Here is a 23,393-nt window from a genome sequence, read left to right as displayed (position 1 = left end):
GTAAAATCTTTTAATAGCTTATTGTATTTATGGCTGTGAGGGAATTTTTGAGTATTAACATTAGTTAGGTTTTGTGTTAATTTATAATTGATAAAGTGTTATTAAAGTAATAAAAACATTTCTTAGGAGATTTTATGTATAAATTAGTTTTAGTGCGTCATGGTGAGAGTGAATGGAATAAAGAAAATCTTTTTACAGGCTGGACTGATGTTAAGCTTTCTGAGAAGGGTATTTCTGAAGCTTTAGAGGGCGGTAGAGTTCTTAAACAAGAAAGCTATTCTTTTGATATTGCTTTTAGTTCGGTATTGGTAAGAGCTAATGATACTTTAAATATTATTTTGCGTGAGTTGGGTCAATCTTATATTGATGTAGAGAAATCTTGGCGACTCAATGAAAGGCATTATGGAGCTTTGCAAGGGTTAAATAAGGCTGAAACAGCTGAAAAATATGGAGAGGATAAGGTTTTAATGTGGAGACGTAGTTATGATATCCCTCCTATGCCTTTAGAAGAATCTGATAAACGTCATCCAATTCATGACTTAAGATATAGAGGAATTCCTAAAGGTGAACTTCCTTCAACGGAATGTTTAAAGGATACTGTTGCAAGAGTTATACCGTATTGGACAGATAAAATTGCTAGAGCTATTATTGAGGGAAAAAAGGTTATTATTGCTGCTCATGGAAATTCTTTAAGAGCTCTTATTAAATATCTTGATAATATGAGTGATGATGATATTTTAAAGCTTAATGTTCCTACTGGTATTCCTTTAGTTTATGAGCTTGATAGTGATTTAAGACCTATTAAACATTACTATTTAGGTGATGAGGATAAGATTAAAGCAGCTATGGAATCTGTTGCTAATCAAGGAAAGAAAAAATAAAAAAGTTATAAAAAAACATTGATAAAAAGAGATTGTTTAAATTAATAATCTCTTTTTATTTTATTTGTAAGTCATTTATTATTGAAGCTAAATATAGTGTTTTGCAATTTCTTCAAATTTTTGAATACCAATTGCTTTAATAAATCCTGCTAATTTCGGTCCTTTGTCTTTATTAATTAATATATTGTAAATTTGTTTAAAGAATAATGGGGGTTCAATATTATTGCTTCTTGCGATATTATAAATTTCATCTTGAATTTCTTTTTCAGTGATATTGTTGAAATCTTTTTTTAAAAAATTTAGTAATTGTGTTACTCCTTGTTTGTTGCTATCCTTTAAGATTTCAGTGTTATCGAATGTGGTTCTTAATGAAAATTTAAATTCTTCAGGTGCAAATTTTTTGATCCAGTTAATGCAACACTCAATTTTGTTTATAAGTTTTTCTTTTTGGTTTTCTTTTACATCATTTAGGAGTTTAAAAATTTTATCTTTGTCCCCTTCAAAAATTTGACAAATTACACTTAAATGTCTAAAACCAATTTGATATGGAATTTCTTTATCTGGTGCTTTTGGTTGAGAGAGTTCATAAATTCTTTTAAAAGCTTCTTTTTTATTTTCTTTAATATCGTCAATTCCATAATATACTCTTTCAAATTTATCGTAATCTTCATAAATTTTTATTACATCAAGATCGAATGATATTGAAAATTCTGTGTTGGGTTTTGTTGATGCAAATAAGAATCTTGTAACTTCCGGGGTATATATTTCAAGGACATCTTTTAATGACACGACATCTCCAGATGATGAAGATATTTTTCCACCACGTCCTTTGATTGATATGAAATCATACTGAAATGTTATGGGCGGAGTTCCTCCGAAAATTTTTACAATTTCTATTGAGGTGTCAAAACTTCCTCCACTACTATGATGATCTTTTCCAGCAGGTTCAAAATCAACGTTTTCGTATTTCCATCGCATTGGCCAGTCGATTCTCCATGGAAGTTTTGCAGCCCATGTTTTTCTTAAATCGAGTGATTCCTTATTACCGCATTCGCAATGGTATTCAATGGAATAGCAATGGTTATAATTTTTTACTGTTGTAGTATCTTTATTGCATTTGGTGCAAAAAATGCTAATAGGGTACCAGTTGTCAGCTAGTTTTGTTGTTCTATGTTGATTAAGGACTTTTGCTATTTCATCTTTATGATCTAGTGCAAATTTAATTTGATTTGAGTAATCACTTGACATATATTTTAGACTTTGATTTATAAATTCTGGCTTAATACCTACAATAGGTAGATATTTTTCGAATTCTACTTCGTTTGCTCTTGCATAGCTTGATTGATTAGTTTTGGTGTCAGGAACTCTTGTGATTGCTTGTCTTAAATGAGTGGTCAGTAATTCTTGATCAGGCATGTTCTTAGGTACTTTTCTAAATACATCATAGTTATCCCATGAGTATATAAATCTTACATTTTTGTTTACATCTTTTAATGCTCTTGCTACAAGGTCAACGGAAATTACTTCTCTAAAGTTTCCAATATGCACAGTGCCTGATGGAGTAATGCCTGATGCAACTGTATATTGTTCCTTTTCACCTTTTTCTTCTATGATTTTTTTTGCATAAAAATCTGCCCAGTGTGCTGTTTTCATAAATATTACCCCTATTTAAAATTTGATTGTAGCATTCTATGTTTTTTGTTTCAAGATTTTAAAGAGGTGTTTTAAGATGTTGTTGTGTTAATTGATTAAATTTTTAATTAGTTTAGGGTTTTTGTTCCAATTTTTTCTTAATTTTACTTGTAAGAATAAATCACATTTTTTTTCAAATATTTCTGATATTATCTTTCTTGATTCTTCTCCAATTATTTTTATTCCTTTGCCTCCTTTGCCGACTATTATGCCTTTTTGACTCTCTACGGCTACAATAATATTTGCTTTAATAAAAAGTTTGTTTTTTCTATCTTCTAAGATTTCGATCTCTATATATAAGGAATATGGTAGTTCTTCTTTGAGTTTTTTAATTGTCATGCCTCTAATTATTTCACTAATTCTTAAGTTCATTTCTTGATCTGTATAATATTCTTCTGGATAATAAAGAGGTCCTTCTTGGAGATTTTCATAAATCTTATCTTTGATTTCTTCAATATTGATTTTTTGTTCAGCAGAGATTTTTATAATGTTGTCTTTTTTTATTCCTTTTTTTTCTAAAAATATCATTATTTCTCTTTCTTTTGTTTTTTGAATATCAATTTTATTGATGACTACTAAGAAATTAATTTTGGATTTACTGATAATTGTTAATATTTCATTCTCTTCAATACCAGGTTCATCTTGAATATCAATTACATAAAGAATTAATTCTGTTTCTTTTATTGCAGAATGTACGTTATGCATCAGTGCTATATTGAATTGCTTTTTACTTAGGTGAAATCCCGGTGTATCTATGAAAATAATTTGACCCCTTTTATCTGTAAATATTCCTTTTATTTTGTTTCTAGTTGTTTGTGGTATGGAGGAAATGATTGATATTTGGTGTTCACATATTGAATTTAGAAGTGTAGATTTCCCTGTTGAAGATCTACCTATTATTGATACAAATCCTGATTTCATTTTAGTCTTCCTATTTAAATATATTAATATATTTTATATGATAATTAATATATAAACTGTTTAAGTATTGTGTTTAAAGGATTATAGTTTGAAAAAAGTCAATTTTGAGGTTTTTTGTGAACATTGTGGGGGAAAGGTTGAGCTTAATAAGTCTGTGTGTTTAAATTGTCACTCTAAATTAGGTGATCTTGAATGTCCAAATTGTGGATATGTAGGAATTGTTTCTGCATTTGAGAATGGTTGTCCAAAATGTAGTTATAGTCCTTTCGAGGAACAGTCTCAAGAGCGTATTTTTAGAATGAGACAGAGAGCAAGATTTAAGGGAGCTAGAACTAATAATGGTTTTTTAAAGTCGAGATTTTGTTTTGGATTTAATGTTAGTGTCATGCTTTATTTATTTGTGAGTTTTTTGCTAGTTTTGCTTTTTGTTTACATTCTTTTTTTCTAAGGATGAAGTCATATGGGAATTACAGTTTTTTATTTGTTTTCTGTTTTTTTATCTTTTAAGCTTGGAGAGAATGTTAAATTTGTTGAGGATAATGTTCGTCAAGCCTCTATTTTCTATTCTGATATTGAAGAAGTTGAATTTCCTTATGCTAAAACACAAATTTTAAAATTTAAAGGTAAGGTTCCTATAAGGTATGCTTACTTTAGTTTTGATAACGATAGGCTTTATTCATATACTTTTGTTTTTGATAGAAAGCTGATTTCTCAATACTCTATTGTTCTTAGTGTCAGAGAAAAATTTGGCGATGCTACGGTTGTAACTCCTTTCAATTATATTTGGGATGTTGGTGATTCTATTATTGCTTTGAATAGTAATATTTTAAGGATGACATTAAAGTCTTATGTTAATAAGGATCGTTGATCTTGAGAGCTCTTTTTGCATTAATTTTTTATATATCGTGTGCCAATCATGTATATGATAAAGAGATTATTATTAATAATACTAAATTTTTTGTTAAGCTTGCTCTTGATGAAGTTACTAGATCTAAAGGGTATATGGGAACTGAGAGTATAAATGAAAGTAATGGTATGCTTTTTGTTTTTAAAGAAGAGAAGAATTTATCTTTTTGGATGAAAGATACCTCTGTATCACTTGAAATTGCTTATATTAATTCTGTAGGTGTTATTAAGGAAATTTATAGTTTAGTTCCTTTTTCACAAAGGGTTATAAATTCTAGGTATAAGGTCAAGTATGCTCTTGAGGTTCCGGAAGGTTCTTTTTCTAAATTTAAAATTAAGGTAGGTGACAGAGTGAAATTTAATTTTGATGTTAATTCTTTAAATGTAGAATAGTTACTCGGCTTTTATTTTTTGAAGTTCTTCTTCTGCATGGTCTTTCATTTTTTCTTCATTGTGCAAGGTATCATTATCAATTTCATTATATGTAGTTTTATTGACTTCTATGTCATTATCCTTTATTACCTTTTTAAAGATGGATATTGTTGCTGCGACTTCTTCAAGGGCATCGAGTAGAAAAGTTTCTTTTGCATTTTCTTCAGCTTTGATAATATATACTAAAGAATTATTGCCCCTTTCAGGATCATGAATGATTTCCCATGATCCTAAAACTCGGTTATTGTAGCTGTCACTCATTAGAGATTCTGATATTTCTTGAATTTTGTTTGAATTGACATCGAATATTTCTACAATTCCAAATATTTCTCTTGTTTTTGAATTTTGATATGAATTTAGTTTTGATCTGACTATTATTTCTATTTTTGTGTCATTGATGATTTTTGATACAATAAAATCATTTTCTTTGTCTATTCTGTATTCAATTTTGTTATTGTCAAGTATTTTTTTTATTTTTTTATCGTAGTTTACGTTTTTATCTTTGCAACTTATCAATGTTATGAGTATTAAAACGACAATAACTATGCTATATTTTAATTGATCGATGTTTAAAATACTTATTTTTAACATTTTAGTACTTATCATGTAGTTATTATAGTTTAATTATAAGGATTTTTGAAGTAAGTTTATGTATTTTAAGAGTAATGATTATTCTTATACAGTTATTCAGTCTAAAAATAATTATGTGCAAAGGTCAACTTTTGGAATCTCTTTTGTAATTTTAAATAGGGGTACAAAAATTTTTAGAGAAGATTTATTTGGCTCTCTCTCTAATTTTGATTTTATCAGAGAAATTATTTCTATTGAAAAGCAAAGTAATAGAAGTTCTCTTCAATTTATTTCAGAGAGTTATGATAAATTGAAGTTTATTTTACTTTCTGATGATTTGAATTCTGGCGAAAAGGTCAACTTAGCTATGAAAGAATCCATTTGTAGTTTTGTTTTTGTGTTGCAAAGTGATATGTATTTGTTAAATCCTTTTTGGATTCCTAATATATTTGATGAAATAGTTAAAAAGAATGTGCTTCTTGTTGGTGGAGAGTTTTTTGACAAAGAAGAGGAAGTTGTTCCATCAGTTTTTATTCCCACTATTGATGAACAGTGGAAATTGAAGGTAATTTTGATAAATTCTGAGAGGGATTATGAGAAAAGTTTAATTACTATGGATTATTGTGGTCTTTACTCTAAAGAGAGATTTGTTCAACTAGGGGGGTTTGATAGAAGAATTAAAAATGAATATTTTCAAAGACTGGATTTTGGACTTAGGGCTATTTATTTCGGGGAAAGTGTCCATATCTATAGGAAACTTCGCATACAATATACCGCTTTAAATGTTCCAGAAGATTTGACAAAAAATAGAAGTTTTTTGATCTTTTTGCTTAAAAATTATGTTCCTATTTTTGTTGGAAATGGAATAAAATTTTCGTTCTTTAGATTTTTGAAACTATGCTTAAAATATGGCATTAACCCTTTTAAATTTGGCAGAGAATTTAAAGAAATCAAACATGAAATTACTAAAAATAGCTTAAGGTTTAAAGGTGACTTAAAGAGTGCAATTGAACTTTGGGAAAATAATATTATTGATTAATTTAATCTTTGTTCATCTGTTTTTAGAGGCTCAGGAAGTTGATTACGTTAACATTCTGGATTCACTTGATAGTAAATTTTTTAAGTTTAACTTTAATATTGCAAATGATATTCTTACAATTGAACATGAGAAGGGACATCTTAAGCTTAAAGTAGGTTTTGAATATGGTCTCTCATCTGTTGGTTATTATCTTTATGTAGATCCTATCCTTTTAAAGAATGGAGAGATTTTGATAACCAAGAGGGCTTTGATGCAGATTGAAAATCATTTTAGAGCTTTGCAAAGTTATAGTAAACCACGAATAACGTCGATAGTAATTGATCCTGGTCATGGCGGACATGATAGAGGAGCTGTTGTAACTCATAAAATCAATGAACATGATATTACCCTTTTAGAAAAAGATTTTGCTTTAACTTATTCTATGCATGTATATAAAATCTTGAGTAATTATTTTTTAGACAGGAACATTTTATTAACACGTGTAGATGATGTTTTTGTGCCATTGCAAGATAGGTCTGAGCTTGCGAATGCAATTAAGCCAGATTTTCCACATAATGTTATATTTTTATCAATACATGTGAATAATGCGCCAAATCCTGAAGCTAGGGGAATTGAATTTTGGTATCTTCCCCAAGATTCTAAAAGAGAAGTTGTAAGAAATTTTAAAGGATATGATATTAGAGGTAATAGATACTTGAGGGAGCTTAATGATATACTAGATATTAAGTATAAGTATGAGTCAAAAAAATTAGCTGAGATTTTATATGAGACTTTTATTGATGTTTTATGTGAGACCAAAATTCGATCAATTAGAGAAGAGCAGTGGTTTGTGATTAAAAATAGTAGTATGCCTGCTGTGTTAATTGAAATTGGGTTTTTATCTAACATTGCTGATGCTATGTTAATTTTGGATTACAATTATATGAGTAAGATAAGTATATTAGTGCTTAAATCTTTAATTAGGTTTATTGAATTTTATGAAAAATAATTCTATTTATTGTAGTTTTTTTAGTCGTAATGGGGCAAAATATTCATTTGAGATATTAATTGCACTTTTATTGTTAAGTTTTCTATTTTCTTTATGTATGATTTTTTTAAATTATGAGAATATCTTCTTTAGGAAAGTTTTCTATTTTTATTGTGAAAATGAATTGATTGCTGATTTAAGATATTTAAAGGAGAAGAAAACTCTTAAAGAGAATTTGGATTTTTTAGTTAAAGATTTTCTATTGGGTAATAGTAAGGGTTTTTCTTTGCAATTTGGCACAAGAAATGTAAAATTTTTGTATTCTTTTATAAGTAATGATGTTTATTTTATAAATCTCTCAAAAGAGTTTTATAATTCTTTTGAAAATGGTGGTTATAATGACTCTGGTAAACTGAAAGTAAATTTGTTTGTTAAATCTTTAAAAGAAACGATTGATTTTAACTATCCTGGAAATGTTAGAAAAGTTGTTATTTTTATTGAGGGTTATGTTTTAAATGTTTAAGGCATTTTTAGGCAATCTCGGGTATACTGTAAGTAAAAATTAAAAATAAAAAGCTATAAATTATTTTATAGAAGGAGTTGATTTTATGTCTAAAGTAAAAAATATTGTTTTTGTTTTATTTTTTCTTCTTTTCTTAACTTCTCTTTTTGGACAAGAAGTACCTGGAGCATTATCGGGTGATAATGCTGTTAAAAATGAGCCTGGTGAGTTGGTTCTTGATTTTGCGGAACTTGCAAGAGATCCAAGCCCAACTAAACTTGATCTTACAGATTATGTTGAACTTGTGTATTCTGGGGCTTCAAATATTGTGAAGGCAGAAGATATGGTCTTAGATCTTGGAATAAGTAATTGGAATGTTCTTTTAACCCCTTCATCTAGAATGCAGGCTTATGTAAAAAATTCTGTTGTTGCTCCAGCTGTTGTTAAGGGTGAATCTAAAAGATATGCAGGAGATACAATCTTAGGTGTGAGAGTATTATTTCCAAGTCATTCTCAATCTTCTGCAATGATTTTACCTCCATTTAAGATTCCTTTTTATTCTGGAGAAGACGGCAATCAATTTTTAGGTAAAGGTTTAATTGACAATGTTAAGACTATGAGAGAAGTTAAGGTTACTGTTTACAGTTTGGGTCATGAAGTTGATCTTGAAGTTTTGTTTGAAGATATGAGTGGGATGGAATATGTTTATCCTTTGGGTACCTTAAGATTTAAAGGTTGGGCAGATTTGGTGTGGTCAAATCCTAATTATCTTCCAGGTATAAGTGCTATAACAGGTAAAGATAATATTCCTAACTATCCTCTTCCTTCAAGTAAGATGAGATTTAAGGCGTTTAGAGTTTCAAAGTCTCATAGCTCAAAAGATCAGAATTTGATTTTTTATGTTAAAGATGTAAGAGTTATTTATGATAAGTTAAGTGTTTCTTTGGATTCTGATATTGATAATGAATCTGTATTTAAGATTTATGAAACACGTGGTGCAGAATCACTTCGAAAATTAAAAGCACAGGAAGCTCTTAAGAAAGTTTTAAAGATTAAAGAAAATGTGTCAATGCCAGATGAGTCTTTTCAAGATTTCTTAGAAAAGGGTAGTAATGATGAATCTGGAGCACCACGTACTAAAGAACAATAAATTTAATTCGTTAATAGGGCTGAATCTTTAAGATTTAGCCTCTATTAAGATAAAGTAGGAAAAATAAGCTAATGCTAGATTCAGAAAACAAAGAGCTTTTAGAGATTTTTTTTGAGGAAGCTCAGAATCTTGTAGATACTCTTGAAGAGAATATTCTGTCATTAGAGGATGACCCTAATAATTCAGAAACTATTGATGAGATATTTAGGGCTGCACATACTCTTAAGGGCGGTTCAGCTTCTGTTGATATGATGGAACTTTCAGGTTTTACCCATGTTGTTGAGGATGTATTTGATGCTATTAGAGATAATAAATTAAAGATATGTAATGACCTTGTTGATTTACTTTTAAATGCACTTGATGTAATAAAAGACATGCTTGATGCACGTCTTAATGGAGATGTTTATTTAAAAGATGTAAGCGATCTTAAAAATAAATTAAGAAGGTTTTTAGGGAATGATCATCAGACAGTTCCCGAGATGTCTTTAGAGAATATAGATGATGAATTTTTGCTTTCTTCCTATGATCTTAGTGATATGCGTGAAGTTGTTGGACTTGGGCAAAAAGTTTTAAAGGTGAGTATTTATTTTGATAAAGATAATCCTATGGCTACAATTGCTGGTATACAGATGTTTCAAGCTTTAAAAGATTTAGGACCAATTTTGTATACGGTTCCTAATTATGAACAGCTTATTGCAGATAAGTTTTTAAGAAGAGTAGATTATTATTTAATTTCTTTAAATAATAATAATAATATTGAGGAAAAAATCAAGTTGTCTGGTGTTGCTTTGAGTTATGCAATTGATGAATTTGATATTGATAATGAGTTGGCAAAAACAGAGTCAAGTGAGAGAAATTTTGTTGTTCATGATATTCTGTCTGAAGGAAAAGTTCGACTTTCTAATGATGAGCTTATAAGTTTAAGAGAGCGTATTGGTGATGCTAAGTTATTTGAGGTAAAGTTAAATTTCAATAAAGATAATCCTATGTCAACAATTTCTGGACTTCAGATGTTGCAGGCGTTAAAAAGTTTAGGAGAAGTTTATAAATCTATTCCTGAAGATTTATTAGCTGATAAGTTTTTTGATTTTATTGTATATTATTTAATATCAGATACCTCAGTTGATAGTATTTCTAAAAAGGTGAATTTGTCAGATGTTGTTGTTAGTTTTGATATTAACGAAATTGATTTAAAAAATATTAAAGATGTAAATTTAAATATCGAAGTTGGTAGTTATGCCTCTTCTAAGGAATCTAAGAAGACGGCTGTAAATGTCAATTTGATTAGAATTGATAGTAAAAGAATAGATTCCATATTAAACCTTGTGAGTGAAGCTGTTATAAGTAAGTCAACTTATAATCAAATAAATTCTGATATGATATCTTTTCTCTATAATTTTAATTATTTTTATGATTATCAAGAAAATTTTCGCAATAGTTTTTTGGTAGATTTAAAGATGATTTTTAAGGATATGGGTTTAGAATTGGAAAGTTCTCTTGAGGAGCAAATAGCAAATTTGGTGGAGCATAAGCTTGATAGAAGTTTACAAGATATGGTAGGTTTAAGAGATTTATTATTTAAAATTCTTCAAGATTCTAGATTTGCCTCTAATAGACTCTCTAGGATAATTACTGATTTGCATGAGAGTGTTTTAAAGACAAGAATGTTACCGGTGTCTAGTATCTTTTCAAGATTTGCAAGAGTTGTAAGAGACCTTTCAAAGAAGCTAGGCAAGATTGTAGAGCTTAGTACTGAAGGGGAAGATACGGAAGTTGATAAATCTGTTATAGATGATCTTGTAGATCCTTTAATTCATTGTGTTAGAAATTCTATTGATCATGGTCTTGAAACTGCTGATGAGAGACTTAGCAAGGGTAAAGATAAAGCTGGTCATATAATTTTGCGTGCCAAGAATGAAGGTAATGTGATATCAATTGAGATTGAGGATGATGGAAGAGGTATAGATCCAGATATTATTAGGCAGAAATCAATTGAGAAAGGTTTAATAAAAGAAGATACGGTTTTATCTGAGAGTGAGATTTTGAACTTAATTTTTGAACCAGGATTTTCAACAGCTAGTCAGATTACAGATGTTTCTGGCAGAGGCGTAGGACTTGATGTTGTTAAAAATAATATTAAGAAATTAAATGGAACTATTGTTATAGATTCAAAAGTTAATATTGGTACTACTTTTAAAATAAAGCTTCCTTTAACATTAGTGATTGTGCAAGGTCTTCTTGTAAAGTCAGGCAGTGAGATTTATGTTGTTCCTTTAAATAGTGTTCTTGAAACACATAGAGTTAGTGAAGAAAATATTAAGCTTCTTGAAAATGATCATGAAGTGTATAATTTAAGGGAAGAAGTTATATCTGTTCTTAGACTTGATGAGCTTTTTAATATAAAGAACGATCAAAATCTGTATGAGAAGTTTTTAATAGTTATTAGCGTTAATGATAAAAAGGCTGGGATAGTTGTGGATTCTATTCTTGGAGAAGAAGATTTTGTTGTAAAACCTATAAAAGATAAGTATGCTTCAAGTCCTGGAATAGTTGGAGCTACTACACTTGGGAATGGCAAAGTTGTTTTAATTATTGATGTGTTTAGGCTTTTTGACTTGAGAGATATGAAAGGATAGTCTTATGATGGAAATAAAAGAGATATGTTTAGGTGATCATAATGTAAGTAATCAGATTAAAGGACCTATTCCTATTAATTTAGATTTTAAAGTGGTTTCTTTTAATATTGGAAATGATAATTATCTTGTAGATATTATGCAAGTTAAGGAGATTAGGAAATCTAGTAATTTTACATATGTCCCAAATGCTAAAAAATATGTGGTTGGTCTTGATAATTTAAGAGGAGAAATAATCTCTATTATTGATTTGAGAATAATGTTTAATTTGGAAGTCCTTAAGAGAGATCTTGAAGATATTATGGTTCTTAGGAATGGTGATTTATTAATAGGAGTTATTGTTGATAAGGTTAATAATGTTTTTTCAATTGATTCTTCTTTAATTCAAGATCCTCATCCTGTTCTGTCCCAAGAAGCACTTATACGTTACATAAGCGGAGTAGTTGAGTATGGTGAAAAATTGTATATTCTTCTTGATGTTGATAGAATTTTTGATTATGATAGGGAAGAAGAAATTTCATTGGAAGATAGCAGAAATGATGATAAGATAGATGCTTCTGGGAATGAGGATAAGTCATTTTCTTATAGCAATAATTTTTTAGAATTGTTAGAATCATCTGTTAGTGATCTTACAACATCATCTGAGGGTATTTTAGATGATTTAAAGGTTATTAAAGAAAATCTTTTTAAATATTCTTTCAATGCATCTTTAGTAAATGATGAATTTTTAAAGAAAATTGGTATGCAATTAGATATTGTAAATATTAATGATTTGTCTTATGATAATTTTTTAGGTGAATTTTATTCAAAATCATCAGGACGCTTATGGGATGATAGATATTTAAAAGAATTTCAGGATGAAATTGTTAAGCCATATGTTAATGATATAAGTGGTGTTGGTACTGTTTTAAATGTTTTTGAGATTGGATGTGGTGATGGAAAGGAGACAATATCTTTTGTGAATGTTTTATATGAGTCTTATAAAAATCCTTTTAGGGTAACAGCTATTGACAATGATTTAGTTAAAGTAATTAGTACTTCTAATTTGATTTTCTCAGAGTCTGATGTTAATTTAAGCGAGATTTATAGAAAGAATTCCTTTGAGCAGAGTCCAGGGGTTTATAAATTCAAGCCAGAGATTATGAATAATATTTTATTTGAATATTCAGATGCTATTTTATCAGAGTTTCCAGAAAATTTGGGAATTGTTTTTTTAAGGGATATTTTATGTTTCTTGAATGATGATTGGCAAAATTTAATTCTGGATGCGATTGCAGAAAAATCTGTTAGTGGTGCTCTTTTAATTTTAGGAGATAATGAAGAACTTAAAAACAATGATATTTTTGTGAAAGATAGATCTGTAAAATGTTTTAATTTGTATAAAAGGATCTAAAGGAGAAATTAATGAGAATAGATTATATAGAGCCATTTTTAGATGCTGCTTCTTCAGTTTTAAGGGATATGTTGCTTGTTGAAGATATTCAGATGGGCAGTCCTGGGCTTAAGTCGATAAATCAAAAAATAAGAGGTGTGTCTGTAATTGTAGGACTTGCAGGTTCTGTTGAAGGTAGTATTATTATTGATATGGATATTGATACCGCGCTTTTTGTTGCTTCGAAGTTGAATTTTGAGGAGTATGTTGATTTTGATGATGAAGAGACTAGAGAGATGGTAGCAGCAACTCTTACGGAAGTTGGTAATATTATTGCTGGCAATTTTGTTACTACTTTGCATGCTAAGGGTTTTGTGTTTGATATAACCCCACCAGCTTTTATTTATGGAGAAAATATGAAAATAAGTAATAAGGGTTCTGAAGCATTAATAGTGCCCTTTACTTTACCAGATGGTAAAATTATAGAAGTTAATATTGCAATAAGAGAGAGGGTTTGATATGATTATGAAGTTGAAAGTACTTATCATGAAAGAAGAGGGTTTAATATGATCCAGAAAACTACAATTGCTGTGGATTCTTCAAATAAACCAAAGGGGATCAATTATGACACCGGAGTTCCTTTTAATGTTTTGATTGTGGATGATTCAGTTTTTACTGTAAAACAACTTACACAAATTTTTACTTCTGAAGGATTCAATATTATTGATACTGCTGGTGATGGTGAAGAAGCTGTGATTAAATATAAAAACCATTATCCTAATATTGATGTTGTTACTCTTGATATTACTATGCCCAAGATGGACGGGATAACTTGTCTTTCTAATATTATGGAATTTGATAAAAATGCTAAAGTAATAATGATTTCTGCTTTAGGAAAAGAACAGTTGGTTAAGGATTGTTTAATTAAAGGTGCAAAGACATTTATTGTGAAGCCTCTTGATAGAGCTAAGGTTCTTCAAAGAGTGATGTCTGTATTTGTTAAATGAAATAGTATATGCTTAGTAGCTTAGTATTTTTTGTAAAAAATCATTGCATTATTTATTTCATTTAGTTGTTTTGTGAAATATGACATGTTAAGATTGAAAATTTCTAGTTTATTTTTGTTATTGTTGCCTATATGTAGCTCTAGCTTATAAAAGCCCTTTTTGGTATATATTAGTGCTGAACTTTTAAAAATTGAATTTATGGCTTTGATTTTAAATATTTTATATTTTGAAAAATCTTTGTCAATAATTTCGCTTTGTAGTAAATATTTGTTTGCTTCTTTATAGGTTGGAGTTAGTGCTGTATAATTAATTTTATCTCTTAAAATGCTCTTTATAAAATTTTCTGTTAATTCATATATTTGCATTTCATGTGTGTCTTTTGGATGTTTGGTATAATATTCTTCTTCTATTATTAAATTAAAAGCAGAATATTTTTTAGTTGCTTCTGATGATCGTTTTTCAATTGAAGTTGTTATTAATCTTGGGTGAATTGATGTGTTAATAATTAATAACAAAAATGTTTTTTTTATCATATATGTTCCTTATTGCTATTTATTATTCTTTTCACTTTTTCAATTTCTAAGGGAAGTTTGCTTCTTCTTTTTGCGTTTAGTTTGTCTTTTAATAAAACATTATTAAATGTTTTTGCCATTTCATATACTTTTTCTTCGCTGAAATGGGATGGAATTTGAATTTTTCTATACTCAATTGGATTTTGTAATACTTTTTGCATTAGTATAATTGGATTTAGAAAACTTGCTTTAAAAAATTTATAAAAATTTGTTAAAAACAGTGCAAAAGATATAAAAAGTGTAAATAAAAATATCCCAATTACAGAATCATTTTTTCTTTGCAGATACTTATCTATATAAAATTTTGTTTGATCTATTTCTATAATTTTGTATTCGCTGGGACTGTAGTAGAAAAATATATCATCAGATTTAGAATATATCGTTTTATTTGTATCTTTAATTATTAGTATAAAAGGATATTTTTCTTTGATATAGTTTTTTTCAGTTGTTATTGAAATGTTTTTTATGATATTAAATTCTTGCTTTTCTGGGATTGTATTTGCAAAACCTGAACTTGAAAATATTATAAAAAATATGAATGGAATTAGTAAGCTTATTGAAAATGTTCTTGCAAATGCAACTAAGATTAGATTTTTTTCTTTTGGATTATAATAAATTTCAATCATTAAGTCGTTAAATCTAAGGAGTCTTAAGAATCTTAATTTGAAAAGTGAAAGTACAATTGGACTTAGAATTGTTTCGTGAGGATTAATTATATTTTGGATTTGATGAGAGCTATAAAATATTAAGGGAATTAGGCAATGAATTAGATCAAAAAATAAATTATTTCTTATATATATTTGTAGTTTTTGTGAAAAATAAGCTTTTGGAATTTTGTATAAAAAAATCAATATCAATATTGCATCGAATAAAAATCCAATGAATATTAGGGCGAATCGGATCTTGTATGGCAAAAAAAGTATTATTGATAATTCTTCTATTAGGAATGCAAGTATTGATGCGATTAAAGTGGCCTTAAAAAAATTTGAAAGTATTTTTACCATTTATTTTTCCTAGCTATTTCTAGAAGTTCTTTAATAATTCTTGGATCATGTTCCTTTGAGCTTAATTGTTTTATAGAAAACCAGCTCTCGTCATAACCTATAAATCCCTTTATTCTATTGTTTTTAATATTTGGTATTCTGGTTCTGTTTGAAAAAATGGATATTAATGTTGCAATTGGCGATATGTTACTTAGAGTTTCATACTTAAAGAGACTTTGAGTTATCAGGCTAACTGTATTGTTATCTAAAAATTCAATTTCTCTGCTAATTAATTTTGCTGTATTTTCAATATTTCTTGGAATTAATTTTATTTCTTTTTCTAAATAAAACTTAATTATTAATACTCTTAATAAGAGTAGAATTTTTATGTAGTTTTTTACAATTTTTGAAGAATCGAGCATGTCATTTTCTTTTTTGATTAGATGTGTTGTGTAAGAATTTTTGTCTTCAAAAAGTTTGTTTATATAAAATGTTATATGTCCGTTACTTATAGCATTGAAATCGTATAAAAATTCTTTTCTTAAGTAAGGATTTGCTTTAATAGAACTAAATATTAATTCTAGGTTATTTTTATTAAGCTCTTTGTTAAAGAGGTCTTTTACGATATTTAGATCAATAGATTCGATGTTTGATAAAACAATAGGAGTAATTATTATGTCAGTTTTTTCTTTAACGTATTGAATAAGTAAGTCAGTATCAGATTTAAAATTTTCGTCTATAAATGTTGAAATGGTTTTTTTATTTTCTTCTAGATATTTGATTATTTCAATTTCTTTTTCAAAAATTGATAATCCCTTTATGTTTTCATGATTAAATAAATAATGATACAGATGTGGAAAATATACTTTTGAATTCATTTGATTATATCCAAAAGTTCGGATGGACTACTTAAAATGTATTTTGCTCCGCTTTCTTTTAATTCTTTTATTGTTCTAAATCCCCATGCAACCCCTATAGGTAAAAATCCTGCATTCTTAGCAGTGAGCATATCAACATCGCTGTCTCCGATGTATGCTATTTCCTTTGGCATGAGATTTAATTCTATTATCATGTCAAGTGCATTTGCAGGATCTGGTTTTGCTTCAAATCTTGGTGAGTAGCCCCTCACTTCAAAAAAGTTTATGTCTTTGAATATATTTTGTGATATTATTAATAGTTCTTCATGGTTTTTATTGCTTAAGATTCCAACAGGAATGTTAAGTGAATTGAGTTTTCTTAAAAGTTCTGGTATACCATCGTATGCTCTTGTTAGGGAAGAAAGATTTTGATTGTATGCTTGTACAAATTCTTGATAAAGATTATCTTTGATTTGTTTATTGTTTAATTTTACGTTAAGATGCTTTAAAGTGTTCTCTACTAATTTGGAATATCCTCTGCCAACAAGAGTGTTAAATTCATCTGTTTTAATTTTTGTGTATCCTAAATTTTTTAGTGCCAAGTTCATTGAAAATGCAATATCCATGATGCTGTTTATTAAAGTTCCATCCATATCGAAAATGCAGGCTTTAATTCTCATATTTTAATCCTTTTGTCATTATCATAATGTGCCTTCATTTTATCATTATTTTTTTCCTTTTATTAAATTTATTGCATGATTTTTGATATTTTACATTGTTTTTGATTTTTTTTTCTGAAAATCTCTTGAAAATATTTGTTTTTAGTTTTAACATACCTGGTTAGGGTATAAATAAATGTTATTTACCTTTGTTAAATTTCAGGTTATCTTTAATGCAAGACATATTAGTTTTAGATAAAGTTACTAAGCGATATGGTGATTTTATTGCTAATGATAATATTTGTATAAGATTTAAAAAGGGAGAAATACATGCAATTCTTGGTGAAAATGGTGCTGGCAAAACCACTTTAATGAAAACTATTTATGGAATTCACAAGCCCGATAGCGGGCAGATTTTTTTAAGAGGAAATGAACTAAAACTTAAAGATTCAAGCGAATCTATTCGAAGTGGTATTGGGATGGTTTTTCAACATTTTATGTTAATTCCAAAATTTACGGCTGTACAAAATATTATTTTAGGATATGAAGATTCAAAATTTGGATTTATTAATTATGATCATGCAAAGAGGAGGATACTTAAACTTTCTGAAAGATATGGTTTAAAAATAGATACTGATAAGCCAATTGAGGATTTAAGTGTTGGGATGGGACAAAAAGTAGAAATACTCAAAGTTCTCTATCGAAATGCAGATATTATTATTTTTGATGAACCTACAGCGGTACTTACGTCTAATGAGATTGATGAATTTATGAATGTTTTAAAAATATTGGCTGTAGAGGAGCATACTGTAATACTTATTACACATAAAATAAAAGAAATAAAGTCTGTGGCACAAAGATGTACAATTATGCGTCTTGGGAAAGTAGTTGGGACTTTTGATATTACTAAGACTGATGAGGGAATGCTTACTAAATTAATGATAGGCAAAGAAACTTCTCTTGATATTTCTAAGAGACGGATTGTTAATCACACAAATGTTCTTGAGATTAGGGATTTAAGTGTTAAAGATGAACGGGGTGTTTTTAAAGTTAAGAATATTAGTTTAAATCTTAGAGAAGGTGAAATTTTTGGGATAGCTGGAGTTGAAGGCAGTGGTCAAGAAGAATTAGTTGAAGCAATTCTTGGGGTTAGAGATATCTTTAGCGGAGATATAGTTAAGAGAGTTGATGGCAAATTTGAATCAATCAAGGGTCTTAGTGTTAAACAAATAATAGATAGGAAAATAGGCCATATTCCATCTGATAGACAAAAGCATGGTCTTATTTTAGACTTTAACATTTTGCAAAATATTGGAATTAAAAGTTTTGATGATGTGAATTATTTAAAAATGAAGAGTAGTGGTATAGGTAATGGTAAATTAAAGGTTAAGTTTTTAAATACTGTTAAAAAGCAGTTTGTTAATTTTAATTTAACTCTTCTTAAGGAAATAAGCGAACAACTTGCAGCTTCATTTGATATTACACCAAGAGATATTTTGAGCAAAGTTAAAAATCTATCTGGAGGTAATCAACAAAAGGTCGTTGTTGCGCGTGAAATTAATTTGAAACCTGAGGTTCTCTTGGCAGTTCAACCTACAAGGGGACTTGATGTGGGTGCTATTGAAAATATTTATAAAAAATTTTTAGAGCAAAGAGATGAGGGTATGACAGTTCTTCTTGTGTCTCTTGAACTTGATGAGCTTGTGAGTGTTTGTGATAGAATAGCTGTAATGTACAATGGTGGAATTGTAGGTATTTTAGAGCATAATTTTGATTCTGTTGTTATTGGAAAAATGATGATGGGTATAGTTTAAATGAAAGTTGATAATTATAAATATAAAGAGGCAATTGCAGTATTTTTAAATTCGTCGATATTTATTAATTTTTTTGCATTTTTTTTAGGGATTTTAATTCTTGGGTTAATAGTATTAATTCTTGGGTATTCTCCTTTGAGAATGTACTATATAATGATAGAGGTTGTATTTTCTTCTCCTAAACATTTTGCGTATATTGTAAGCTATGCCACGCCATTGATTTTTACAGGCCTTTCGATTGGCATCGCTTTAAGAGTGGGACTTTTTAATATTGGTGTTGAGAGTCAATTTATGCTTGGTTCGATTTCAGCTTTAATAGCTGGAATTTTTTTGGATTTTCCCCCTGTATTACACGTAATTTGCATTTTCCTTTTTGCATCTTTAGCTTCAGGAATTTTAAGTGTTTTCATTGGATATTTAAAGATTGAATTTAACATCAATGAAGTAATTTCAGGGATAATGTTTAATTGGATTTTATTTCATTTGAATAATATAATCATAGATTTGCCCACTATTAAAAAGGATAATAGTGATTTATCTAAGCCTATTCGAGAAAGCGCTTTTATTGATTTTTTTGGTTCTTGGAAACTTTCATCTGAGGGACTTGCTTATAGAGCAAAACATCCATTTATTAATGATTTATTAAAGGCCCCTCTTAATTTTGGGATAATTGTTGGGATTATTATTGCTATTTTAATGTGGGTTTTATTGAATAAGACGATGCTTGGGTTTAAGATAAGCTCTGTTGGGCGTAATATTGTCGCTTCTTATCGTGTTGGAATTGATATTAAAAAGATTTTGATGTTTACTATGTTTATTGCAGGTGCACTTGCGGGACTTGCAGGTGCTATACAGGTTATGGGTGTTAATAAGGCAATATTTAAGCTTACTTATATGGAAGGAACAGGTCTTAATGGTATAGCTGTTGCTTTGATAGGAAATAATTCTCCAATAGGAATAATATTTTCAAGTATTTTATTCTCAATTTTATTTTATGGTAGTAGCAGAGTGCAAAGTTTAATGGGGTTGTCATCTTCAATAGTGTCTTTGATGATAGGGATAGTGGTGATTATGATTTCTGCTAGTCATTTCTTAAATAAGATGTTTTTGAGGAGTATAAAAAGTGTCAAACGCACTAATATTTCTAATTAGTGAAACGCTCATAAATTCTCAGACCTTAATTTTGGCTGGTCTTGGAGGACTTATCAGTGAGAGATGTGGAATAATCAATATTGGTCTTGAGGGCACAATGGCTCTTGGGGCATTTGTTGGTGCTACAGTTGCATATTGTTATGGTAGTCCGTTATTTGCAATTTTTGCGGGGGGGCTTTCAGGGCTTGTTATTTCAATTCTTCATGCTATTTTTACTGTTTTTCTTAAATCAGATCAGATAATAACTGGGATGGCTATTAATTTTTTAGGACCATCTGTAGCGATGTTGTTTGGAACTTTTATTTTTGGTTCTGCTTCAACTCCCCCAATAGATATTAAGCTGCCCATACTTTTTGACGGAGTTTTGGATAAAAAGTCTCTTGTATTTCAGATTTTTGGTAAGAGATATTCACTCTATATTGCAATAACATGTGTTGTGCTTTTTCATGTTATGTTTAAATATACTAAAATTGGACTTAGGATTAAAGCTAGTGGTGAGGAACCAGAAGTTTTAGAATCTCTTGGAGTTAATGTATTTATGATTAGGTTTTTTTGTGTCCTTCTAAGTGGATTATTTGCGGGAATTGCTGGAGCAGTTCTCTCTACTGTGATTGCTTCAAGTTATATGCAAGGAATTATTGGTGGGCAAGGTTTTATTGCCATCGTTATGGTGATTTTTGGGAATTGGCAACCTTTTGGAATTTTGATGGGTAGCTTTTTGTTTTCTTTTATAAGAACTTTAGTTGTTATGATGTCTCAAGTTTCTTTTTTGTCTTTCATAGTTCCTCTTAAAATATTAATCATTTTACCTTATGTTGTAGTGATTTTGAGTCTTTTGTTTTTTTCAAAAAGGAATTATGCCCCTAAAGCTTTAGGTTTACCTTATAAAAAAGATTGATTTTTATGTTTATTTCTTTTAAGATACAGGTAGAATTATTTAGGGTTTATTTGAGAATTATATTTTTTTGATATAAAGTTATGAAAGGTATCTACTTAATTCTTATGTTTGTTAAATTAATTAAGTGAGTGATTAATTTACGAGGTAGGTTTATGTTAAAAATTAAGCACAGGTTTATTGGTTTTTTATTTTTATGTTTGTTGATAACTGTATTGTTTTTTTCTTTAATTTTTAAGTTTATGTTGGGTAGTTATTTAGAGCGTTATTATAAACAACTTACAAGGGCTCAAGTAAGACGAGCTGCTTTTGCTGTGCAGGCTTTGTTAGATACATTTTATATCATAATTGATGGTGCAAGTTCTAATTTGGCTCTTGAGACTATGAGTGAATATTCTTTTATTAAGAATGGTGGTCATATTTTTTCAGAGGTTGAATTAGACAGACTTAGAGAAAATTCTAAAATAGTTCTTGATGCTGTAAAGGGGAATAAAAAATATCGAAATCGGGTATATGAGATATTGTTCAATTTAAAGCTTGATACTTTTTATGAAGAATTTGCATTTTTTGATTTGGAAGGTAAAATAATTGTTTCTACAAGACATGCCAATAATATGGATTTTGGTCAGTCTGAGTCAAATACTGAGTATTTTAAAAAGTCTGTAGAAGAATATAAAAAAAGTGAATTAAATTTTATTGGTTGGTATCCTGGTCTTACTGAAGGGATAGCAGGAGAGGTTGCTATTCGATCTCACTATAAAGATAAAAAAGCTTCTGCCATAGTTGTTCCTGTATATTCAGCAGAAGATAAAGTGTTTCTTGGTTATTTGGTAGGTTATTTACTTGACGATGTGATAAGAGATAAGTTAGATAGATCTAGATTTGGTTTTTATAACAGAGGAAATTTATTTTATTTAGACCCATATAATAATCTTGTTAATCCTTTAATAGAATATAATGAGAGCTCTAAAGTTAGTGCTAAATTTGTTAGTGTTTTAAAGGATGTATTATCCAAATCCCCTATGAAACCTCTTGTACCAGGCCAGATACCAGTTTATCAGATTGAGAGAGCGTATTTTCCTGAGATGAAGTTGTATAATTATTATGCCATATTGCCTATTAGCAGTGAGCTTGGAGATAATAGTGGAATTCTTGTTGCCAGAATTCCTTATGAAGATATTTATGGGGTTATTTACAGTTTGGCTTTTAAATTTATTGTATGTACTATTTTAGGCATTATTATATTGGTTGTTATTCTCTCAGTGATGTTAGAGGCAATTATTAGCTTTAGATTAAATTTGGTTAGAAATTTGGTAAAGGAAATAGTCCAAGGAAATTTAGATAAAGATTATGTTATTAATGATAATTATTCTGATGAGCTTGGTTCATTGGGCTTACAAATTGTTAAAATGAGAGATGCTATTGCGGATGCTATTGCAAGTGTGCTTAAAAACATTAGTTATGTTAATAAGGCAAGTGTTGAAGTTGCTGATTCAAGTCAAAATTTAAGTTCTAGTGCGTTACAGCAAGCTTCAACACTTGAAGAAATGTCAGCTAACATTGAACAGATATCATCTGGAGTTGAGATGAGTGTGAATAATTCCCGAGAAACAGAGCAAATTGCCTTAATTACTAATGAGAATGCTCAAATAGGGGGTAAGGCTGTTGAAGAATCTGTTGTGGCTATGCAGTCTATTGTTGAGAAAGTCAGTGTTATTGAAGAGATAGCTAGAAAAACTAATTTGCTTGCTTTAAATGCGGCTATTGAGGCTGCAAGAGCTGGTGATGAAGGCAAGGGGTTTGCTGTTGTAGCAAGTGAAATTAGAAAACTTGCTGATCTTAGCAAGGAGTCTGCACTTGAAATTGGTGAATTAGTTGAAGAGAATTCTAGATTGGCAACGGAAGCTGGGTTGATATTTAAGGATATGTTACCTGAAATAGAAAAGACTACCAATCTTGTGAAGAAGATTTTTGAGGGAAGCTATAAGCAGAATGATCAAATTATACAGTTTAAAGAAGCTCTTGATCAGGTTGGAGAAGTAGTTCAAGCTTCAGCATCAAGTAGTGAAGAGCTTTCAAGTATGGCTGATAGGATGCTTGAAAAGGCTAAAGAGCTTAGACAAGTAATATCTTTTTTCAAAGTTAAAGATTTTGAGGTTGATGCTTGTGATAAACTTAATGCTGGTGATGATGTTTTGATGACTGAAAATCTTACTTCTTTGAATATGGAGAGTAATTCATCTTTAGGAGATAGTCAAGATGATATACATGGTGATTCAAAGGTAAGTTATGAGTCTGTTAATAAGAGGGTAGATCCTAAGAAAGCCATTGATGTTGTTGATAAAGATTTGGATTTTGATGAGGACTTTTCAGATTTTTAGAATTTATT

At 29.1% G+C, this 23,393-nt stretch carries 22 protein-coding genes and 1 pseudogene; 16 read left to right on the top strand and 7 right to left on the bottom strand.

Annotated elements, in window-relative coordinates; all coding sequences use genetic code 11:
• Positions 1-134 precede the first annotated feature (134 nt).
• Positions 135-881: a 2,3-diphosphoglycerate-dependent phosphoglycerate mutase gene (gene gpmA, locus R5397_RS01055; protein WP_421622589.1), complete on the top strand. Its 747-nt coding sequence runs from the start codon at positions 135-137 to the stop codon at positions 879-881.
• Positions 882-968: 87 nt separating this feature from the next.
• Here the strand turns inward: gpmA and lysS are convergent, their stop codons facing one another.
• Both lysS and era read right to left on the bottom strand, forming a co-directional pair.
• Entirely contained in the window at positions 969-2,534 is a 1,566-nt protein-coding gene (lysS, locus tag R5397_RS01050) for a lysine--tRNA ligase (RefSeq protein ID WP_421622588.1), read from the bottom strand.
• Positions 2,535-2,621: 87 nt separating this feature from the next.
• Positions 2,622-3,494, bottom strand: coding sequence for a GTPase Era (gene era / locus R5397_RS01045; RefSeq protein ID WP_421622587.1), 873 nt, complete (start codon positions 3,492-3,494; stop codon positions 2,622-2,624).
• An 88-nt stretch (positions 3,495-3,582) separates the two neighbouring features.
• Between era and R5397_RS01040 the strand changes: the two genes are divergently transcribed.
• The 3 genes from R5397_RS01040 to R5397_RS01030 are packed head-to-tail and all read left to right on the top strand — an operon-like array spanning position 3,583 to position 4,793.
• Positions 3,583-3,942, top strand: coding sequence for a hypothetical protein (locus R5397_RS01040; protein WP_421622586.1), 360 nt, complete (start codon positions 3,583-3,585; stop codon positions 3,940-3,942).
• Positions 3,943-3,954: 12 nt separating this feature from the next.
• Positions 3,955-4,362, top strand: coding sequence for a hypothetical protein (locus R5397_RS01035; protein WP_247065818.1), 408 nt, complete (start codon positions 3,955-3,957; stop codon positions 4,360-4,362).
• Positions 4,359-4,793, top strand: coding sequence for a DUF192 domain-containing protein (locus R5397_RS01030; RefSeq protein WP_421622585.1), 435 nt, complete (start codon positions 4,359-4,361; stop codon positions 4,791-4,793). The genes R5397_RS01035 and R5397_RS01030 overlap by 4 nt, the downstream gene beginning before the upstream one ends.
• On the opposite strand, the gene R5397_RS01025 is transcribed toward R5397_RS01030, so the two are convergent.
• Entirely contained in the window at positions 4,794-5,438 is a 645-nt protein-coding gene (locus R5397_RS01025; RefSeq protein ID WP_247065822.1) for a hypothetical protein, read from the bottom strand. It abuts the gene before it with no gap.
• A gap of 43 nt (positions 5,439-5,481) precedes the next feature.
• On the opposite strand from R5397_RS01025, the gene R5397_RS01020 reads away from it, so the two are divergent.
• The 8 genes from R5397_RS01020 to R5397_RS00985 all read left to right on the top strand — a co-directional run bounded on the left by R5397_RS01020 (position 5,482) and on the right by R5397_RS00985 (position 14,072).
• Entirely contained in the window at positions 5,482-6,441 is a 960-nt protein-coding gene (locus tag R5397_RS01020; RefSeq protein ID WP_421622584.1) for a hypothetical protein, read from the top strand.
• Positions 6,434-7,429: an N-acetylmuramoyl-L-alanine amidase family protein gene (locus tag R5397_RS01015; protein ID WP_421623043.1), complete on the top strand. Its 996-nt coding sequence runs from the start codon at positions 6,434-6,436 to the stop codon at positions 7,427-7,429. Before R5397_RS01020 ends, R5397_RS01015 begins: the two co-directional genes overlap by 8 nt.
• Positions 7,419-7,931, top strand: coding sequence for a flagellar filament outsheath protein (locus R5397_RS01010; RefSeq protein ID WP_421622583.1), 513 nt, complete (start codon positions 7,419-7,421; stop codon positions 7,929-7,931). Before R5397_RS01015 ends, R5397_RS01010 begins: the two co-directional genes overlap by 11 nt.
• Positions 7,932-8,016: 85 nt before the next feature.
• The gene (locus R5397_RS01005) at positions 8,017-9,060 is read left to right on the top strand and encodes a flagellar filament outer layer protein FlaA (RefSeq protein ID WP_247065827.1); all 1,044 of its coding nucleotides are present in this window, start codon (positions 8,017-8,019) and stop codon (positions 9,058-9,060) included.
• Positions 9,061-9,131: 71 nt separating this feature from the next.
• Positions 9,132-11,696 (top strand): chemotaxis protein CheW, encoded by a 2,565-nt coding sequence (locus tag R5397_RS01000; RefSeq protein WP_421622582.1) that lies wholly within the window; start codon positions 9,132-9,134, stop codon positions 11,694-11,696.
• Between the two features lie 7 nt (positions 11,697-11,703).
• Complete coding sequence (locus R5397_RS00995) at positions 11,704-13,086, top strand: CheR family methyltransferase (RefSeq protein ID WP_421623042.1); 1,383 nt, start codon at positions 11,704-11,706, stop codon at positions 13,084-13,086.
• 11 nt (positions 13,087-13,097) lie between these two features.
• On the top strand, positions 13,098-13,583 hold the full coding sequence (locus tag R5397_RS00990; protein WP_247065831.1) for a chemotaxis protein CheX: 486 nt from the start codon (positions 13,098-13,100) through the stop codon (positions 13,581-13,583).
• A 48-nt stretch (positions 13,584-13,631) separates the two neighbouring features.
• The gene (locus R5397_RS00985) at positions 13,632-14,072 is read left to right on the top strand and encodes a response regulator (protein ID WP_247065833.1); all 441 of its coding nucleotides are present in this window, start codon (positions 13,632-13,634) and stop codon (positions 14,070-14,072) included.
• Between the two features lie 20 nt (positions 14,073-14,092).
• On the opposite strand, the gene R5397_RS00980 is transcribed toward R5397_RS00985, so the two are convergent.
• The 4 genes from R5397_RS00980 to R5397_RS00965 are packed head-to-tail and all read right to left on the bottom strand — an operon-like array spanning position 14,093 to position 17,164.
• On the bottom strand, positions 14,093-14,605 hold the full coding sequence (locus R5397_RS00980; protein ID WP_421622581.1) for a hypothetical protein: 513 nt from the start codon (positions 14,603-14,605) through the stop codon (positions 14,093-14,095).
• Positions 14,602-15,648, bottom strand: coding sequence for a hypothetical protein (locus tag R5397_RS00975; protein WP_421622580.1), 1,047 nt, complete (start codon positions 15,646-15,648; stop codon positions 14,602-14,604). Before R5397_RS00975 ends, R5397_RS00980 begins: the two co-directional genes overlap by 4 nt.
• Positions 15,642-16,505 (bottom strand): hypothetical protein, encoded by an 864-nt coding sequence (locus R5397_RS00970; RefSeq protein WP_421622579.1) that lies wholly within the window; start codon positions 16,503-16,505, stop codon positions 15,642-15,644. The genes R5397_RS00975 and R5397_RS00970 overlap by 7 nt, the downstream gene beginning before the upstream one ends.
• Entirely contained in the window at positions 16,502-17,164 is a 663-nt protein-coding gene (locus tag R5397_RS00965) for an HAD family hydrolase (protein ID WP_421622578.1), read from the bottom strand. Before R5397_RS00965 ends, R5397_RS00970 begins: the two co-directional genes overlap by 4 nt.
• 212 nt (positions 17,165-17,376) lie before the next feature.
• Here R5397_RS00965 and R5397_RS00960 point away from each other — a divergent pair, with 212 nt between their 5' ends.
• The 4 genes and pseudogenes from R5397_RS00960 to R5397_RS00945 all read left to right on the top strand — a co-directional run.
• On the top strand, positions 17,377-18,957 hold the full coding sequence (locus R5397_RS00960; RefSeq protein WP_421622577.1) for an ABC transporter ATP-binding protein: 1,581 nt from the start codon (positions 17,377-17,379) through the stop codon (positions 18,955-18,957).
• Positions 18,958-20,109 (top strand): ABC transporter permease, encoded by a 1,152-nt coding sequence (locus R5397_RS00955; RefSeq protein WP_421622576.1) that lies wholly within the window; start codon positions 18,958-18,960, stop codon positions 20,107-20,109.
• The gene (locus R5397_RS00950; protein WP_421622575.1) at positions 20,081-21,007 is read left to right on the top strand and encodes an ABC transporter permease; all 927 of its coding nucleotides are present in this window, start codon (positions 20,081-20,083) and stop codon (positions 21,005-21,007) included. Before R5397_RS00955 ends, R5397_RS00950 begins: the two co-directional genes overlap by 29 nt.
• Positions 21,008-22,095: 1,088 nt before the next feature.
• Positions 22,096-23,385, top strand: a pseudogene (locus R5397_RS00945) (methyl-accepting chemotaxis protein); the annotation flags it as partial.
• Positions 23,386-23,393: the final 8 nt, after the last annotated feature.

Origin of the sequence: Borrelia sp. MN22-0132, from assembly GCF_049201035.1 — a bacterium.
GTDB lineage: Bacteria > Spirochaetota > Spirochaetia > Borreliales > Borreliaceae > Borrelia > Borrelia puertoricensis.
Note: the sequence above shows the minus strand (reverse complement) of the source record. Positions and strands in the feature narration are given on the sequence as shown.

Coding starts and splice junctions, on each gene's coding strand:
- gpmA (WP_421622589.1), top strand. CDS start 135: ATGTATAAATTAGTTTTAGTGCGTCATGGTGAGAGTGAATGGAATAAA.
- lysS (WP_421622588.1), bottom strand. CDS start 2,534: ATGAAAACAGCACACTGGGCAGATTTTTATGCAAAAAAAATCATAGAA.
- era (WP_421622587.1), bottom strand. CDS start 3,494: ATGAAATCAGGATTTGTATCAATAATAGGTAGATCTTCAACAGGGAAA.
- R5397_RS01035 (WP_247065818.1), top strand. CDS start 3,955: ATGGGAATTACAGTTTTTTATTTGTTTTCTGTTTTTTTATCTTTTAAG.
- R5397_RS01025 (WP_247065822.1), bottom strand. CDS start 5,438: ATGATAAGTACTAAAATGTTAAAAATAAGTATTTTAAACATCGATCAA.
- R5397_RS01020 (WP_421622584.1), top strand. CDS start 5,482: ATGTATTTTAAGAGTAATGATTATTCTTATACAGTTATTCAGTCTAAA.
- R5397_RS01010 (WP_421622583.1), top strand. CDS start 7,419: ATGAAAAATAATTCTATTTATTGTAGTTTTTTTAGTCGTAATGGGGCA.
- R5397_RS01005 (WP_247065827.1), top strand. CDS start 8,017: ATGTCTAAAGTAAAAAATATTGTTTTTGTTTTATTTTTTCTTCTTTTC.
- R5397_RS01000 (WP_421622582.1), top strand. CDS start 9,132: ATGCTAGATTCAGAAAACAAAGAGCTTTTAGAGATTTTTTTTGAGGAA.
- R5397_RS00995 (WP_421623042.1), top strand. CDS start 11,704: ATGGAAATAAAAGAGATATGTTTAGGTGATCATAATGTAAGTAATCAG.
- R5397_RS00990 (WP_247065831.1), top strand. CDS start 13,098: ATGAGAATAGATTATATAGAGCCATTTTTAGATGCTGCTTCTTCAGTT.
- R5397_RS00985 (WP_247065833.1), top strand. CDS start 13,632: ATGATCCAGAAAACTACAATTGCTGTGGATTCTTCAAATAAACCAAAG.
- R5397_RS00980 (WP_421622581.1), bottom strand. CDS start 14,605: ATGATAAAAAAAACATTTTTGTTATTAATTATTAACACATCAATTCAC.
- R5397_RS00975 (WP_421622580.1), bottom strand. CDS start 15,648: ATGGTAAAAATACTTTCAAATTTTTTTAAGGCCACTTTAATCGCATCA.
- R5397_RS00970 (WP_421622579.1), bottom strand. CDS start 16,505: ATGAATTCAAAAGTATATTTTCCACATCTGTATCATTATTTATTTAAT.
- R5397_RS00965 (WP_421622578.1), bottom strand. CDS start 17,164: ATGAGAATTAAAGCCTGCATTTTCGATATGGATGGAACTTTAATAAAC.
- R5397_RS00960 (WP_421622577.1), top strand. CDS start 17,377: ATGCAAGACATATTAGTTTTAGATAAAGTTACTAAGCGATATGGTGAT.
- R5397_RS00955 (WP_421622576.1), top strand. CDS start 18,958: ATGAAAGTTGATAATTATAAATATAAAGAGGCAATTGCAGTATTTTTA.